Source organism: Noviherbaspirillum galbum, assembly GCF_010974945.1.
In the GTDB taxonomy this organism is placed as follows: domain Bacteria; phylum Pseudomonadota; class Gammaproteobacteria; order Burkholderiales; family Burkholderiaceae_D; genus Noviherbaspirillum; species Noviherbaspirillum galbum.
In genome coordinates this window covers 1-16,290 of sequence record NZ_JAAIVB010000013.1, presented here as the reverse complement: position 1 = coordinate 16,290, position 16,290 = coordinate 1, and the positions used below count along the sequence as shown (strand labels likewise).

General features: G+C 68.9%; 10 protein-coding genes and 1 pseudogene. 2 read left to right on the top strand and 9 right to left on the bottom strand.

The genetic code is table 11. From position 1 onward, the window contains the following. The first annotated feature begins 414 nt into the window (after positions 1–414). Complete coding sequence (locus G3574_RS05685) at positions 415–3,108, top strand: PD-(D/E)XK nuclease family protein (RefSeq protein ID WP_163961061.1); 2,694 nt, start codon at positions 415–417, stop codon at positions 3,106–3,108. Then, positions 3,105–6,467 (top strand): UvrD-helicase domain-containing protein, encoded by a 3,363-nt coding sequence (locus G3574_RS05680; protein ID WP_205609673.1) that lies wholly within the window; start codon positions 3,105–3,107, stop codon positions 6,465–6,467. The genes G3574_RS05685 and G3574_RS05680 overlap by 4 nt, the downstream gene beginning before the upstream one ends. Positions 6,468–6,474: 7 nt before the next feature. Here G3574_RS05680 and G3574_RS05675 read toward each other — a convergent pair whose 3' ends face one another. The 9 genes and pseudogenes from G3574_RS05675 to G3574_RS05635 form a co-directional block, all read right to left on the bottom strand. Further along, entirely contained in the window at positions 6,475–7,485 is a 1,011-nt protein-coding gene (locus tag G3574_RS05675) for a diguanylate cyclase domain-containing protein (RefSeq protein ID WP_163961059.1), read from the bottom strand. After that, a complete protein-coding gene (gene cheB, locus G3574_RS05670; RefSeq protein ID WP_163961058.1) occupies positions 7,482–8,549 on the bottom strand; it encodes a chemotaxis-specific protein-glutamate methyltransferase CheB in 1,068 nt (355 codons plus the stop codon). Before cheB ends, G3574_RS05675 begins: the two co-directional genes overlap by 4 nt. Next, on the bottom strand, positions 8,546–10,921 hold the full coding sequence (locus G3574_RS05665) for a hybrid sensor histidine kinase/response regulator (RefSeq protein ID WP_163961057.1): 2,376 nt from the start codon (positions 10,919–10,921) through the stop codon (positions 8,546–8,548). Before G3574_RS05665 ends, cheB begins: the two co-directional genes overlap by 4 nt. Before the next feature lie 10 nt (positions 10,922–10,931). Next, positions 10,932–11,606, bottom strand: coding sequence for a chemotaxis protein CheW (locus tag G3574_RS05660; RefSeq protein WP_163961056.1), 675 nt, complete (start codon positions 11,604–11,606; stop codon positions 10,932–10,934). Further along, positions 11,603–12,901 (bottom strand): CheR family methyltransferase, encoded by a 1,299-nt coding sequence (locus G3574_RS05655; RefSeq protein WP_163961055.1) that lies wholly within the window; start codon positions 12,899–12,901, stop codon positions 11,603–11,605. The genes G3574_RS05660 and G3574_RS05655 overlap by 4 nt, the downstream gene beginning before the upstream one ends. Further along, a complete protein-coding gene (locus tag G3574_RS05650; protein ID WP_163961054.1) occupies positions 12,898–13,392 on the bottom strand; it encodes a chemotaxis protein CheW in 495 nt (164 codons plus the stop codon). The genes G3574_RS05655 and G3574_RS05650 overlap by 4 nt, the downstream gene beginning before the upstream one ends. Positions 13,393–13,394: 2 nt before the next feature. Further along, the gene (locus G3574_RS05645; protein ID WP_163961053.1) at positions 13,395–15,209 is read right to left on the bottom strand and encodes a methyl-accepting chemotaxis protein; all 1,815 of its coding nucleotides are present in this window, start codon (positions 15,207–15,209) and stop codon (positions 13,395–13,397) included. A gap of 122 nt (positions 15,210–15,331) precedes the next feature. Further along, the gene (locus G3574_RS05640; RefSeq protein WP_205609672.1) at positions 15,332–15,733 is read right to left on the bottom strand and encodes a four-helix bundle copper-binding protein; all 402 of its coding nucleotides are present in this window, start codon (positions 15,731–15,733) and stop codon (positions 15,332–15,334) included. A 126-nt stretch (positions 15,734–15,859) separates the two neighbouring features. After that, positions 15,860–16,290, bottom strand: a pseudogene (locus tag G3574_RS05635) (TonB-dependent receptor); the annotation flags it as partial.

Sequence of the window (16,290 nt, the reverse complement as noted above, 5' to 3'; positions counted from 1 at the left end):
GAATGAGGGTAATTAGGGAATAAGGCTTCCGCTCCAGCCAGTTAACCCTGCAACGGCAAAGACCTTGCGATGCGTCCGCGTCGGCTGGCGCGATCCGATCGAACCAACGTGTCCGGGATGCAACGATCAGGTGGAGACGCCGGGATGGAATTCAAGCCCGTAGCGAGTGCCAGGTCATCAGGCGGCTGGCGTGCTGCAAGGAGTAATACGGCGGGGTATTGGGCAAATCATAACCGATTTTCATAAAAAGTGAAGACGGCCCTCCTGTTTTTTGCCGTATCTCACATAAAATGTCGCTGACCCCGCGGGACACTTGCCCCTGCTCAGCAGGAAGCCGCATGGCAGCGGCAGGAATCCTTGAAGCGGATCAAAACGCGCCGCACCAGACGCTGGACCACCATACACGATTTTCGCATGCCGCACGCCCAGCACCACCTGCCTCCTTCCGCGGACTTCTGGCCGCGCCTCGCCGCGAACCTGGCCGGCCCCGAGGGCTTCCTCACGCGCCACGGGCATCCCGAGCGCAGCGATTTTTCCGCGGTGCGCATCCTGGTGCCCAGCTTCACGCAGGCCCAGCAGCTGCGCGCCGCGCTGATGATGCGCATCACCGGCAGCTTCATTCCCCCGCGGATCACCACCCTGTCGGCCTGGCTCGACGCCATGCCGCCCGATGCGTCCTCACCGGCGGTGGCGCCGGCGAGCGAACGCATGATGGGCCTGTATGCCGAGCTTCGGCAGCATGCCTGGCTGAAAAAGCTGTTCACCGCCAAGCGCAACACCGACCTGATGCCGCTGGCCCAAACGCTGCTCGGCCTGTTCGATGAATTGAGCCGGGCGCTGGTGCCCACCATCCATGCCTCGCCCGACATGCTCGACGCGCGCTGGCATGCCGCGCTGGAGCACATGCCGGCGCCGTCGCGCAGCCTGCTGTCCGACGAGGCGCAGCTGGTATGGACGCTCTGGAAGAGCCAGCTCGCGACCGGCGATGCGGTGGCGGCCTGCTTCGCCCAGCTGATGCGCCTGGCGGCGCGCGCGCGCGGCCCGCTGGTGTGGATCCATGCCTGCGAGCCGGACCCTTATCACCAGGCCTTCCTCGATGCCTACGCCGCGCACTCGCCGCTGCTGCGCGTGGCGCTCGACTGGCGCGCGCCTGCCATCGCGCCGGTCTTTGCCGCCGCCTGGCCCGAGATCGTGGCCGGGGACGAGCCCGCGTCCGGCGCGGTCTCGCAGCCCGCTAACGTCGTGCTTGCCGCCGCCGGCGGCCTGGAGCAGGAAGCGCTTCAAGGCGCGCAGACCGTCATCGACTGGCTGCAGGCCGGCCGCGGGCCCATCGCCATCGTCGCGCAGGACCGCGCGGTCGCGCGCCGCATCCGGGCCTTGCTGGAACGCGCCGACGTGGTCGTGACCGACGAGACCGGCTGGAAGCTCTCGACCACGCGCGCCGCCGCCGCCGTCGCGTCGCTGCTCGACCTGGTCGCCGCGCGCGCCGAAACGCCGGCCTTGCTCGACCTGCTGAAGTCGCCCTACGTTTTCGCCGACGAACCAGGCAAGATGGAACAGGTGATGCTGATCGAGCATGCGCTGCGCCGGCATAACATCCACGGCGGCTGGGAAGCGGTCGCCCGCGCGGTGAAGGACCAGGCCGCCGCGTCGGCGCTGATCGAGCGGCTTTCCGCCGAGGCCAGCCGTTTCGCCGGGCGCATGCCGCTCGCCGACTGGGTGGCGCTGAGCGCCGGGGCGATCGACGCCCTCGGCATGCGCGACGCGCTTGCCGCCGACAGCGCCGGCGTGCAGGTGATCGCGCTGCTCGATGCGCTGGGCGAAGATTGCCGCGCCTTGACGCAGACGTTTTCGCTTTCCGAATGGCGCGCTTTTCTTGGCCTGCGTCTGGAAGCCACGCCCTTCGTGCCGGCCGACTTCGACCGCCGGGTGCTGATGCTTCAGCTCAACGGCATGCAGCTGCGCGCCTTCGATGCGGTGCTGCTGGTCGGCGCGGATGCCGCGCACCTGCCTTCGCAGCTGGAAGAGACACTGTTCTTCGGCAATGCCGTGCGCCGCGAGCTCGGCTTGCCCACCCGCGAGCAGCGCCAGTGCCAGCAGCTGCGCGACTTCGCCGAAATGCTTAGCGGCGCGGGCCAGGTGGTCCTGTCCTGGCAGCTGGCGCGCAACGGCGAGCCGAATCCGGTCAGCGGCTGGCTGCAGCGCCTGCAGCTCGCGCTGGAGTCGCGCGGCCAGCCGGGCCTCGGCCCGCATCGCGCAGAACTGCCGGTGCAGACGCTGTCCTGGGCGCCGCCGCGGCGCCCGGCGCCGGCCGCGCCGCACCTGCTGCCATCCAGCCTGTCGGCCAGCGCCTACAACTCTCTCGTTGCCTGCCCCTACCAGTTCTTCGCCCGCCGCATGCTCGGGCTCGGCACGCTAGGCGAGCTGTCCGACATGCCGGAGAAGCGCGACTACGGCGAGTGGCTGCACGACATCCTGCACGACTACCACCAGGCGCTGCGCGACCGCCGCGTCGCCATGGATGACCGGGAACCGCTGCTGCGGGCGATATCCGAGGGCGTGTTCGCGCGCTCGCTGGACCAGAGCGCCGCCGCGCTCGGCTACTACGCACGCTGGCAGAAGATCATTCCCGCCTACCTCGACTGGGCCAACGCGCGGGAGGCGGAGGGCTGGACCTTCCTCGACGGCGAGAAAACCTTCCAGAAGATCATTTCCTGGGACGGCGGCAAGGTCACGCTCTACGGCTGCATCGACCGCATCGATGAAAACGAGGCGGGCGAGCGCGCCATCCTCGACTACAAGACCCGCGACGTGCAATCGCTCAAGGCCCGCATGAAGGAAGGCGAAGACCACCAGCTCGCGTTCTATGCGCTGCTGTCCGACCGGCCCGTCTCTGCCGGCCACGTGGTGGCGCTCGAGGCGAGCAAGAACAAGACCGGCGACGTCGCCGCCGACAACTTCGGCGAATGGCAGCGGCAGCTGGAAGGCCAGATCGTCGGCATCATGCGCGACATCGCGGGCGGCAAGCCGCTGTCCGCGATGGGCATCGAGCGGGTCTGCGTCTATTGCGACGTGCGCGGCCTGTGCCGCAAGGGAGCCTGGGAATGAACGCCCCGCGTGCCTACGAGGCGAACGGCGAGGCCGTGGCGGCGGCCCGCTTCACCGCGATCGCCTGCGATCCGCTGCGCTCGGTGGTGGTGGAAGCCTGCGCCGGCAGCGGCAAGACCTGGCTGCTGGTGGCGCGCATGCTGCGCCTGCTGCTGGCCGGCGCCGCGCCTTCCGAACTGCTTGCGATCACCTTCACCCGCAAGGCGGCGCAGGAGATGCGCGAGCGTCTGCTCGAGCTGCTGCATGAACTCGCGCTTTCCCCGGACGACAAGGTCCTGTCGCTGCTGGTCGAGCGCGGCGTGCCGGCCGGCGATGCGCCGGGCCTGCTGCCGGCGGCGCGCGGCCTGTACGCCAGGGTGCTCGCCAGCCCGCAGAGCCTGTCCATCGACACCTTCCACAGCTGGTTCGGGCGGCTGGTGCAGATCGCGCCGCTGTCGTCCGGCGTGCCGCACGGCTATGCGCTGACCGAATCGACGGGCGAGCTGCTGGCCGATGCCTACAGCCGCTTCATGCAGGCGCTCAATGACGAGGAACATGCGGACGCCCGCGAGTCGCTGATGCTGATGTTCGAACTGACGGGCGACACGAACGCCCGCAAGCTCATCGATGCCTTCATCGACAAGCGCGCCGAATGGTGGGCGGCATGCCAGGCCGGCGACGATGCGCCGCTGCGCTGGCTGGTCGAACGCTGCGGCGAGGATGCCTACGCCGATGCCCGTCTAAGCCTGTGGCAGGACGCGGCGCTGCGCGACCGCGTGCTGACGATCGCGCGCCTGCTCGGCGCCGGCACCGCGGTCAACCAGAAACGCGCCACCGCCATCGAGATGGCCGTGACCGGCGGCGCGTCCCTCGACGGCTTCCAGGCGCTCTACACGGAGTTCTTCGACGACAAGGGCGGCAGCCGCAAGAACAACAAGACCAAGGCCCTTACCGCCGCGCTGGAAAAGCACTTCGGTGGCACCGATGCCGCGTGCCTGTTCGACGAAGAATTCGAGTCGGTCGGCCAGGCCCTCATGCGCCTGCGACGCCGCAGCGCGGAGCCCGTCGTGCTGGCGCTCAACGCCTCGCTGTTCAAGGTCGCGTCCCTCTACCTCGACATCTACCAGGCGCTCAAGGCGGAGCAGCGGGTATTCGACTTCAGCGATCTCGAATGGCAGGCCTACCGCCTGCTCAACGATCCTGAGCACGCCGCCTACCTGCAGAGCCGGCTCGATGCGCGCTACCGCCACATCCTGCTCGACGAGTTCCAGGACACCAATCCGCTGCAGTGGAGCATCGTGCGCTCCTGGCTGCAAGCCTACGGCGGCGAAGGCCAGCCACCGACGGTGTTCATCGTCGGCGATCCTAAGCAATCCATCTACCGTTTCCGCCGCGCGGAGCCGCGCGTGTTCGCCGCCGCCGCCGAGATGCTGCGCGCGCAAGGCGCGGACCTGCTGCGCACCAACCAGACGCGGCGCAACGCCGGCCGCATCGTCGAGGTGCTCAACATCTGCCATGCCCCCAATCCGATCTTTGCCGCGCAGACCACGCTGGGCAGCGCTGGCGGCGAGGTCTGGCGCCTGCCGCTGGTACGCGCCGCCGAAGAGATGGATGCCGGTTCCGTTGGGACCGACGAAGAAAATGCATCGGCCAAGGCAGAATTCGCCCTGCGCCATCCCCTGGACATGCCGCGCAAGGAACAACAGGATGCGCGGCGCCTGGAAGAGGGCAGGCAGGTGGCGCGCGCCATCCTGCAGGCGCGGCGCGTTCTGCAGCAGCGCACCGGGCAGGCGCCGTCCTGGTCGGATGTCATGCTGCTGGTGAAGAAGCGCGCCAACCTCGCCGCCTACGAGTCGGCGCTCCGCGAGGCTGGCATTCCCTTCGTGTCGAACAAGCGCGGCGGCCTGCTGCAATCGCTCGAAGTGGCCGACCTGGTGGCGCTGCTGAACTTCCTGATCACGCCGGCGGACAACCTCGCGCTGGCCCATGTGCTGAAGTCGCCGATCTTCGGCGCCGGCGACGACGACCTGATCGCCCTGGCCAGTGCTGGCGAAGGCGCCTGGTGGGCGCGCCTGTGCGCGCTGCCGGAGCTCCAGGGCGGACGTTCGCCCGCCCTGGAGCGCGCACACGGCCTGCTGCGGCGCTGGCTGGACGAGGCGCCACACCTGCCCGTGCACGACCTGCTGGACCGCATATTGCACAGCGCCGACGTGCTGCAGCGTTACGCCGCATCGGTGAAACCCCTGCTGCGCGCGCAGGTGATCGGCAACATCGAAGCTTTCACCGAGCTGGCGCTCAATCTCGATGCCGGCCGCTATCCCAGCCTGCCAAAATTCATCGAGGCGCTGCGCGCCCTGCAGCGCGGCCTCGACAGCGAGGCGCCGGACGAGGCGGCGGTCGATACCTCCATCGACGCGGTGCGCATCCTCACCATCCACAGCGCCAAGGGACTCGAAGCGCAGGTCGTCATCCTGGCCGACGCCAACCACAGCGAACCGGCGCGCGACGACCTCGGCATCCTCTGCGACTGGCCGCAGGACCGCGACGCGCCGACGCATTTTTCCTGCTTCGGCCGCAAGGACGATCGCGGCGCGGCGCGGGACGCGCTGTTCGAAGCCGAGGACGGCTTCCGCATGCAGGAAGACTGGAACCTGCTCTACGTTGCGCTGACCCGCGCCAAGGAAATGCTGATCATCTCCGGCGTCGACGGCGGGCGCGTCGCGCTGGAGGATGGTTGCGTGGAAGGAAGCTGGTATCACCGGCTTGCCGGCATGACCGGGCTGGCCGAGATGCAACCCGATACCCAGGCAATCGAGGCAGCGGAAGCGTTGGCAGGCACGCCGGACGCCAGCTTCTCGCTCTCCGTATTCGCGCCTCCGCGCATGCCGCTGCAACCCCTGCAGCCGCAGCTATCGCGGCAGGCCGCCGCGCAGTCGGCGGCGATCGACGAAGGCATCGCCCTGCATGCCTTGCTGGAACGCCTGACGGCCGGCTCCTCCTGGCCGATCGAGTTGCCGGATGCCGAACGCCTGGCGCGCTGGCTGTGCTGCCCGGGCGCGATGGCCGAGACCGTGCGCCGCCAGGCGCTGCAGATCCTCACGGCGCCCGCGCTCGAACAATTCTTCAATCCGGCCCGGTTCCGCGCCGCCCACAACGAGCTGGAGGTCATGTGCGGCGGCGAGCTGGTGCGCTTCGACCGCCTGGTGGTGCACGACGATGCCGTCTGGGTGCTGGACTACAAGCGCGACCTGCTCGATTCGGAGCGCAGCGCCTATGCCGCCCAGCTCGAACGCTATCGCCGCGCCGCGCGGCAGGTCTTTCCCGGCCTCGCGGTGCGCGCCGGCCTGGTGCTGGCCGACGGACGCTTCCTCGAATGCTGAGGCCAAGTCAGCCCGCCGTCCCGGCCTGGTTGCGGCCGGCCGCCTTCGCCCGGTAGAGCGCCCGGTCCGCCGCCGTCAGCAGGTCCGGCGTCGCCTGTCCTTGCGCCGGAACCAGGGTCGCCACGCCGAACGACATGGTGACCACCTCCGCGGCCGACGAACCCGCGTGGGCGATGCCGAGCGCGGCCACCTGCGCCAGGCAGGATTGCGCGACCGCGGCGGCGCCCGCGTTTTCGGTCTCGGGCAGGATCAGGGCGAATTCCTCGCCGCCATAGCGCGCCGCGACGTCGGCCGGCCGGCGCAGGTTGGCATTGAGCACGGCGGCGACCTGCTGCAGGCAACGATCGCCCGCGAGGTGCCCATAGGTGTCGTTGTAGGCCTTGAAATGGTCCACGTCCCCGAGCAGCACCGACAGCGGCCGCTGCGTGCGCAAGGCGCGCTGCCATTCCACCTGCAGGGCGCTGTCGAACCGGCGGCGGTTTGCGATGCCGGTCAGGCCATCGATGTCGGCCAGGCGCTGCAGCTGCACGTTGGCCTCGGCGAGGCGGCGCTCGCTCTCGCGCAGCGCGGCGAAGGCCTGGTCGCGCTCGAGCTGGTTGCGGTAGGCCCGCGAGTGGTAGCGCAGGCGCGCCAGCAATTCCTGCTGGTCGGGCAACTTGACGAGGTAATCGTTCGCGCCGACGGCAAATCCCTGCACCTTGTGCACAGCTTCCTCGCGCGAGGACAGCATGATGATGGGGACGTCCTGCGTCGCGGCATGGCCGCGCAGGCAGCGCACGAGGTCGAAGCCGTGGATGCCGGGCATCACCAGGTCGAGCAGGATGACGGTAGGCTGCCAGCGCGCCGCGGTGTCGAGCGCATGTTCCGGCCGCGTCTCGGCATGAAAGGCGATGTCGGGCTGGCCGGCCAGCATGCGCCGCACGGCTTCGGCGATCAGCATCTGGTCGTCCACCAGCAGCACCCGTACCGGCGGGCCCTGCAGCGCCGCTTCCGGCGCCTTGTCCGCAACGGAAGTCATGGCGCGTTCCGGGCCGCTCCGGGCAGGCAGGAGGAGGGTAAGGAGGGCAAGGCGGACAGCCGCCGGCGCAGTGCCGCGCCGATGTCCTGCAGCGGCAGGATGGAGGCCGCCGCGCCGAGCTCGGCGGCGGCGCGCGGCATGCCGTACACCGCGCTGCTGGCGCGGTCCTGGGCGATCGTGTCATGCCCTGCCTGGCGCATGGCGAGCAAGCCTTCCGCGCCGTCCCGCCCCATGCCGGTGAGCAGCACGCCGGTGGCGCCGCGCGTCCAGTGCCGCGCGACGCAGGCGAAGAACACGTTGATCGACGGCCGGTAGGCGTATTCGGCCGGTTCCGGGCAGTACGACAGCCTGCCGTGCGCGTCGAGCAGCACATGGTCGTTGGTCTTGGCGACCATCACGTGTCCCGGCAGCAGGCGGCCGCCGTCCTGGATCACGTCGATCGGAAAGCCGGCCTGGTCCGACAGCCACCGGGCGAAACTGTCGCTGAAGGCCTGGTCGATATGCTGCACGATCACCGCCGTGACCCCGGGCGGCGGGGTCCATGCGCGCAGGATGCCGGCCAGCGCCATCGGGCCGCCGGTCGAGGAGCCGATGGCCACGAGATGCTTGACCGTCTGGGCCGGCTGGCCGTCGTCCGGCAAGGCCGGAATGCGGGTGCCTTCCGCCGCGGGCTCGTGGCGGATCAGCTTGCCGATGGTGCGGATCTTGGCCAGGAGCTGCTGGTCGGAACCGATGTTGCCGGCAAGGATGGGCGTGGCCGTCACGTCGAGCGCGCCCGCGCCCAGCGCGCGGAACACGAGGTTGGTGTTCTGGTCCGGCGACGCGGTGACGATCAGGATCGCGCAGGGCGAGGCTTCCATGATGCGCCGCGTCGCTTCCACGCCGTCCATTTCCGGCATCAGCAGGTCCATGAGGATGAGGTCGGGCCGGGCGTCGGCGGCCAGGCGCACCGCCTCGCTGCCGTCGCGCGCGGTCCAGATGACCTCATGCTCGTGGCTCGCCACGACGATCCGGCGCAGCGCCTCGGCGATCAGCGTCACATCGTTGGCAATGGCAATCTTCATGCCGCGCTTTCTCCGATCAGGTCATGGACGGCCTCGAGCAAGGTCTCGTCGTGGAAACTCCCCTTGGTCAGGTAATAATCCGCGCCGGCGTCGATGCCCCGCGCGCGGTCTTCGGGACGATCCTTGTAGGAGACGATCATGACGGGAAGATTTCCGAGCCGCGCATCCTTCTTGAGCAGGGTCACGAGTTCGATGCCGTCCATGCGCGGCATGTCGACGTCCGTGATCACCAGGTCGTAGTCGCCGGCGCGCACCGCGTTCCAGCCGTCGAGGCCGTCCACCGCCACGTCCACCTCGAAGCCGCGCGCGGCGAGCAGCTTGCGCTCCATTTCGCGCACCGTCAGCGAATCATCCACCACCAGGATGCGCTTCGCCTTGCGCGGCCGCATCGCCGCGCCTTGCACCTGCTGCAAGTCGCCGCGCGCCGCCAGCTTCTCGATGCCGACCAGCAAATCGGTGACGTCCAGGATGAGCACCGGCGAGCCGTCGTCCCGGACCGCCGCGCCGGCAACGTCGCGCACCTTGCCGAAGAGGGGTTCCAGCGGCTGCACCACGAGGCTCTGCTCGCCTTGCAGCACGTCCGCCACCAGCCCGAAATGCCGTGCGCCGTTGCCGATCACGATCACCGGCAGCCTGCCGTCGTCGGCGTCCGGGCCGCGCTCCAGGCCGAGCAGCTGGCTGGCCTGGATCAGGCCGATGCGCTCGCCTTCGCGGGTCAGGTACTGGCGGCCTTCGAGCGTCTCGATCTCGCCGGGCGCCGCGTTCAGCACGCGGTGGATCTTGCCGATCGGCAGCGCATAGGCTTCGCCGGAAACGAGGAACACGATGCAGCGCGCCACCGATTGCGATACCGGCAAGGTGATTTCCATGCGCAGCCCGCGGCCCGCCTCGGTGTCGATGCGGACGTTGCCGTTGAGCGCGCGCAGCGCGGCCTGCACCGCATCCAGGCCCACGCCGCGCCCCGATACCTCGGTGGCCTTGTCGCGCAGGCTGAATGCCGGCAGGAACAAAAATTCCAGCAATTCGTCGTCGGACATGCGCGCCGCCATCTCGGCCGGCGCCATGCGCCGCTCGATGACCTTGCGGCGGATGCCCTCGACATCCGCGCCGCGGCCGTCGTCGCTGACCAGGACCTGCAGCATGCCGCGCGCATGCCTGGCCTCCAGCACCAGCAGGCCTTCGCCCGGCTTGCCGGCGGCCAGCCTTTCCCCCGGGGTTTCAAGGCCATGGTCGATGGCGTTGCGCAGCATGTGGTTCAGCGGGCTTTCCATCCGCGCCAGGACATCCCGGTCGATCGGCGTGTCTTCGCCGCGGACTTCGAGCCTGGCTTCCTTGCCGAGCCGGCGCGCCAGGTCCCTGACCATGCGCGGAAAGGCGAGCACGCCTTCGCGGAACGGCCGCATGCGCAAGGCCAGGACCGCGTCGAGCATGTCCTGCGACACCGATGCCAGGCGGCGCTCATGCGCCTCGGCGTCGGCCAAGCGCTCGACCAGGCCGGATTGCACCGGCGCGACGCGTTGCCGGAGGTCGTCCAGCCGTTCGCGCGCCGCGTCGTCGAGCGGCGCGTTCTGCAAGGCCGCGGCCAGGCGGTCGACTGCCTGGGCCAGGTCGTGCTGCTGGCGCTTGAGGCGCTGCATCGACTGCCGGAAGGGTTGCATCGCGTGCGCCGCGACCCGCGCTTCCCCCGCCAGCGCGAGCAGGCGGTCGACATGCGCGGCGGCGACCTTGAGCACCTGCTCGTCGCGGGATTCCTGGCGGTTGCCTGGTTCCTTGCGTGTCGCCGGCAAGGTGGCGGGATCGTCGATGCTGGCCGCCGGGGCCGTGTCTGCCGGCGGCGCGGACGATGCTTGCGGCGCAGGCTCGGGGGATGGCGCGGTCGGTGCCGGAGTCGGTACTGTTGACGGCGCAATGGCCGCAGGGCGCCGCGTCGTCACGGCGGCTTGCTGGGAATTGACCACGTCGTAGATGCTGACCAGCACGCTGGAAATGTGCAGCTTGTGCTGCTCCAGCCAGGCGGCCACGGTGTCGTCCTGCTGGGCGGCGATCTGGCTGATCAGGTCGACGCCGGCCAGCAGGCGGTCGATGTCGGGCTTGCTCAGCGCGAGGCGGCCCTTCTGCGCGGCGACGAAGCAATCTTCCATGGCGTGCGCAAGGCGTTCTATCGACTCGATGTTGACGATGCGCGCCGCTCCCTTCAGGGAATGCGCGGCCCGCATCAGCGGATCGATCACCGTCAGGTTTTCCGGTTGCCGCTCCAGCGCGAGCAGGCCCTGGGTCAGCGCCTGGACCTGGCTGTCGGCTTCGCTGCGGAAGAGTTCCTGCAGCGAAAACTGGCTGTAGTCGGGCATGTCGTCGTGCGTGTCGTCGTTCATGTCGCCTCGCTCATTTCAGCACGCCTGCCAGCACGGGGGCGAGGCGGCCGGCATCGAGACAGGCGATGCGCCGGGGTCCGTCCTCCAGCATGCCCAGCAGGTAGTCGCGCGCGGTGGCGCTGGCCGTCGAGGGCAGGCTTTCCAGCATGCCCGCATGGTAGCGCACGATGCCATGCGCCTCCTGGACCGGAATGGCGTACGCGGCCGCGCCCTGCTGCAGCACGAGCATGCGCGGAAAGACGCGCTCCCCGCCGGTGGCCGCGCTGTCCTGGTCGGCGATGCCGAGAATGGCGGCGAGCGACACGCAGGGGTAGAGCTTGCCGCGCAGGTTGACGATGCCGAGCAGTTCCGGGCGGCGGCGGTGCGGAATGCCATGGGGACGCGCCGGATCTGCCACCATGACGATCTGCTTCGCCGGCAGGGCATACCATTCGTCCGCCAGGCGGAAGGCCAGCACCGCCTGGTCCAGCACCTGCCTGGCTTCCTCGGGCTGCGCGAAATGCGCCGTCCATTCCGCCTGGTAGCCTGCAGGTAGCGGGCGTTGCATGATGCGGCCCGCGGCTTCCGGATACACCTCGCAGTGCTGGCAGTGGCCGTGTCCGGCGAGGCGCTCGCAGCTGCGGTCGCCGCGCACGCCGATCCGGTTCCAGCAGGCATCGATTCCGGTCGGGGTGGGCGCGCTCATGCCCCGGCTCCCCGGTGGCCGCGTTCATACACGCGGCGGGCGCGCCGTCGCAGGGATGCCGCGCCCGCGGCATCGCCCTGCCGCTCCAGCACCAGCGCGAGGTGGCAGAGGGCGTCGTAGTGGTTGGGTTCGAGATAGACGGCGCGCCGCAGGTAATGCGCCGCGCCGGCAAGGTCCTCGCGCCGGTCGCTGATCAGGCCCAGCAGGTAGGCGGCACCGGCCGATTCCGGATCGGCCCGCAGGCAGTCGAGCAGGACGCGTCGCGCGTCCTCGTCGCGGCCTTGTTCGGCAAGCGCGCGACCGGCCTCCAGCAGGTCGGTCACCGGACGGTCTGACATATCGCCTGGTGGCGTTTCTGGCGTTGCCTGCGCTGGCGGTGCCGGCCGTGCTCCTGGCGCCGCGGACCGGTCGGCCTGACTGCGCGGCACCTGCAGTTTCGTTGGCATGCGGGTCGGGACCATCGGGACCGTCGTGACCGCCGGAGAGGGCGGCGACTCGGGCGGGATGTCCGCGCGGGCAGGGCGTTGCAGCGCGAAGGCGCGCCGGTCGGCGGTCGGCGAAAACCCGGCCCGCAGCAAGGCGGGCGCTTCCGCGTGCCCGACCAGCAGCATGCCGTCTTCCGCGATCAGGCTTGCCAGCCGGCGGATGGCCTCGCCCTGCGTCGCTTCGTCGAAGTAGATCAGCAGGTTGCGGCAAAAGACGATGTCCCAGCCGCCGGGCAGGGGCAGGTCGCCCATGAGGTTGGCCGGGGCGAAGCGCACCATGCCGCGGATCGCGTCATGCAGCACGTGCACCTTGTGGATGTCGCCCTGCAAACTGAAATGCCGGTTGCGGAAACCAAGGTCGCGGCTGCGGAAAGCGTTCCTGCCATACCGGGCGGCGCGGGCCTGTTCCAGCGCCTGCAGGCTGATGTCCATGCCTTCGATGACGACGTCCTCCGGCGCGACGCCGGCGTCGGCCAGGGCAATCGCCATCGAATACGGTTCCTCGCCGGTCGAGCAGGGCAGGCTGAGCACGCGCACCGGCCGCCGGCCCTGCGCGAGGCGGGCGCGCACGAACGCCACGGCGGCGGCAAAGGCGTCGGGATCGCGGAAGAACCAGGTCTCGGGCACCACCAGCGCCTCGATCAATGCCTGCAGTTCGTCCTGGCTGGAGAGCGCCGATACGAGGTAGGCATGCCGGTCGTGCAGCCCGCGTTCCCGCATGCGCTGGCCGACCGCCTTGCGCACGTCGGCGTGTTCCAGCGTGAGCCCGCTGCTGCGGCGCAGCTTCTGGGTCAGGAGGTGGTCGATCATGCGGCGCTTTCCGGATAGAGCAGGGCGGCCGCCTCGTCGCCTAACAGCCGGTCGACGTCCACCAGTTGCAGGATGGCGCCGTTCGCGGTGGTGACCTCGCCCAGGTAGGGCGCCTGCGGCGTGTCGATGGCGCTGGCGGCGAAGCCCGACGGATCGAGCCGGATCACCTCGCGTGCGTGCTCGACGATCAGGCCCAGCGGACGGGAGCGGCCGTCGCGGGCGACGTGGCGGACCAGCACGATGCGGGTGTCGAAGCGCGGCTCGCCGGGATCGTGGCGTTCGCCATGCTCATCCTGTCCGCCCTGTCCGCTGCGGGCCAGCCTGCGCAGGTCGATCACCGGCACCGCCTCGCCGCGCAGGTTCATCAGCCCGGCGACCCAGGGCGGCGCATGCGGCACGGTCTTGCATTCGAGCAGCGGCAGGACCCGGACCACGTGCCGGGTGTCGATGCCGTAGCGGTCGTTGCCGAGCTGGAAAAGCAGGACCTGCATGGTCAAAGATTGACCGCGAAGGTCGAGACGCTGGACTGCAGATCCTGCGCGGCATACTGGAGCTGCTGCACCGCCTCGCTCGTCGATTTCAGGGCATCCACCGCCTGCTGCGAGGCTTCGTTGAGCTGGCTCATGGTCTCGGTGATCTGGCTCGCGCCCACCGCCTGCGACTGCATGCCTTCCAGGACGAGGTCGAAGCGCGGCGTCAGTTTCTGCACCTGCTCGATGACGCCGGAAAGCTGGGTGCCGACGTTGCGCACGTCGCCGACGCTGCGCCGGATTTCTTCGAGGAACTTGTCCATGCTCATCACGCTCGCCGAGACGGCGGCCTGCATTTCCTTGAGCATCTGGTCGATGTCCCAGGTCGCCACCGAAGTCTGGTCCGCGAGCCGCCGGATTTCCGTGGCCACCACGGAAAAGCCGCGTCCCGCCTCGCCCGCCTTTTCCGCTTCGATCGCGGCGTTGAGCGACAGGATGTTGGTCTGGTCGGCGACCTTGGTGATGGTGGTCAGCACGGTGGTGATGTTGCTTGCCTTCTCGGACAGCGCCGCGAGCTTGGCATTGATGGATTCGGTGGCGCTCACCATGTGCTGCATGGTGTGGTCCATGCGCACCAGCCCGTTCTGGGCCTCGCCGGTGGCGGTGGTGGTGTAGTCCGCCACGCGGGTGATCTCTTCCATGGTCTTGACCAGCTGCGCCGTGTTGGCGGAAATTTCCTTCGTCGTGCTGAGGACTTCGATGCTGGTCTGCGCCTGCTCCACGCCGGTGGCCTCCTGCTGCTTGGCCGACGCGGCGATCTCGGTGGTCGAGGTGGTGACCTGGATGCCGGCCTTCTGCACGCGCGTGATCAGCGTGCGCAGGTTGGACAGCATGGTGGCGATGCCGGCGCCAAGCTGGCCGATGGCGTCGTCGCCCTTGACGTCGACCCTGCCGGTGAGGTCGCCGCGCGCCGCGCGCTCCACCACCGTCAGCAGGGAATCGACCTTGGTGCGCAGTTCCGTGGTTTGCTGGTGTTCGCGCTGCCTGCCTTCCTGCACCAGGCGCGTCATCTGGTTGAACTGCGACGCAACCGTGCCGAGTTCGTCGTTGGTATGGACTTCCGCGACGACATCCTGCTGCCCCGCGCCGAAGCGCGTGACGGCCTGCGTCAGGCTTTCCAGGGGGCGCAGCAGGGAACGCGCCAGCAGCAGGGTGACGAGAATTGCCAGCACCACGCACGCGATGCCGCCGCCGATGAGGATGGTGTAGACGTTGTCCTGCGTGGACTGGGCGGTTCTCTGGCGGTATTCCAGCAGGTTCTGCTCATCCTGGTCGAAGGCCCTGAGCTGGGCGCGCATGTCATTGACGACGGTGAGTGCCTCAACGCCGAGCAGGCCCCGGCCTGCCTGGTCGGCGGCGTTCGGCGCCGCGCCCAGCGAGCGGCGCTGCGCCACCAACGGATGCACCACCTTGTTCAGCCAGGTCTGCATCGCGGTTTCGAAGCGCGCCATCTTGTCGAGCTGGGCAGGATTATCCTTGACCAGCGTGCGCACGGTGGCAAGGGTTTCCCGCAGGTTCTGTTCGTTCTGCGGCAGCCGCTCAAGGAAGCGGTCGTTTCCCGTCAGCAGGAAGCCGCGATACTGCGCCTGCAGCTCGAAGACATCGATCTCCAGTTTGTCTGCTTCCAGCAAGACCTGCAAGGTATGCCGGTCCCACTTGTTGGCCTCGCTCAGGCTGTGCAAGCCCTGGATGGCGCTGAGCAGCAGCAGCAGGAGCAGGGCGACGATGATGCCAAACGCGATGTACAGCCTGTTGCGTATGCTCAGATCTTTCAACATGGGCGCTCCGGTTGACATGGAATCCTGCATCTTAAACGTGCCGTCCGCCGCGTGCCAGGGAATGTCTCCATCTTGAAACCAGGATCAAGCGCGGGCCGGAGCGAGGACCGTCCTGGTTGCGTTCAGGAAATCGGCAGGCCGCCTGCCTGGACGCCCGCGTCCGGCATGCGTCCCAGGCTGGTGCCGCCCTGGGACATCTGGTGGCACATTTCCGCGCAGGCGCGGCAGGCTTGCACGCATTCGTCCATGTTTCCGACCTGCTCGCAGCTGTCCGCGCAAGCGTCGCAGACCGCGGCACAGGCGGCGCACGTCGCCGCATGCAGGGGCGAGGCGCTCATCATGAATTCCGCGCTGGTGCGGCAGATGGCGGCGCAATTCATCATCAGCCGGAAATGCTCGGGTTCGACATGGCGGCCGCCGCTTTCCAGGCAATGGTTCATCGCCATCTCGGTGCAGGTACGATAACAGTGCAGGCATTCATCGATGCAGCGCTGCATGTCGGGGGAAAGGGAAGACATCTGCATGGCAAGCTCCTTGTCGAAGGGGAAAGGGAAGGGACTGTATGACCGCATGGCGGGAGCGGCAATTCCCCGCCTTGCCGTCACCTGCCCAAGACCCGGTCGTTTCCTTTCCCGCAGGAACCTGCGGCATCACAGGCTGGCGCGCAACCCCACGAAGACACGCCTGCCGGGCGCCGGCTCGAAGAAGCGCCGGTTGCTGTCGTTCACGATCACCGAGCCCGCATACTGCCGGTCCAGCACGTTGTCGATGCGCCCGAACGCATGCCACTGCGTTCCCCCCGCCTGCCACGTCTTGCCCGCCGACAGGTTCAGCACCGCATACCCCGCCGCCGCGTCGCTGTTGACGTCATCCACGTACGCCCGGCTCTCGATGCGCGTCTCCGCCGCCAGCGTCATTCCTCCCAGCCACGCCGGTCCCTTCACCTGCGCCTGCCCGAACAGGCTGTGCCGCGGCGCTCCCGGCAGCGCATTGCCCGCCGCAACGATCGCCGCCGTGGCGCCGCTGCCGCTGGTGTACGCCTGGTCGAAGCGCGCGTCCAGGAAGGTATAGGCCAGCTGCG

Coding starts and splice junctions, on each gene's coding strand:
- G3574_RS05685 (WP_163961061.1), top strand. CDS start 415: ATGCCGCACGCCCAGCACCACCTGCCTCCTTCCGCGGACTTCTGGCCG.
- G3574_RS05680 (WP_205609673.1), top strand. CDS start 3,105: ATGAACGCCCCGCGTGCCTACGAGGCGAACGGCGAGGCCGTGGCGGCG.
- G3574_RS05675 (WP_163961059.1), bottom strand. CDS start 7,485: ATGACTTCCGTTGCGGACAAGGCGCCGGAAGCGGCGCTGCAGGGCCCG.
- cheB (WP_163961058.1), bottom strand. CDS start 8,549: ATGAAGATTGCCATTGCCAACGATGTGACGCTGATCGCCGAGGCGCTG.
- G3574_RS05665 (WP_163961057.1), bottom strand. CDS start 10,921: ATGAACGACGACACGCACGACGACATGCCCGACTACAGCCAGTTTTCG.
- G3574_RS05660 (WP_163961056.1), bottom strand. CDS start 11,606: ATGAGCGCGCCCACCCCGACCGGAATCGATGCCTGCTGGAACCGGATC.
- G3574_RS05655 (WP_163961055.1), bottom strand. CDS start 12,901: ATGATCGACCACCTCCTGACCCAGAAGCTGCGCCGCAGCAGCGGGCTC.
- G3574_RS05650 (WP_163961054.1), bottom strand. CDS start 13,392: ATGCAGGTCCTGCTTTTCCAGCTCGGCAACGACCGCTACGGCATCGAC.
- G3574_RS05645 (WP_163961053.1), bottom strand. CDS start 15,209: ATGTTGAAAGATCTGAGCATACGCAACAGGCTGTACATCGCGTTTGGC.
- G3574_RS05640 (WP_205609672.1), bottom strand. CDS start 15,733: ATGCAGATGTCTTCCCTTTCCCCCGACATGCAGCGCTGCATCGATGAA.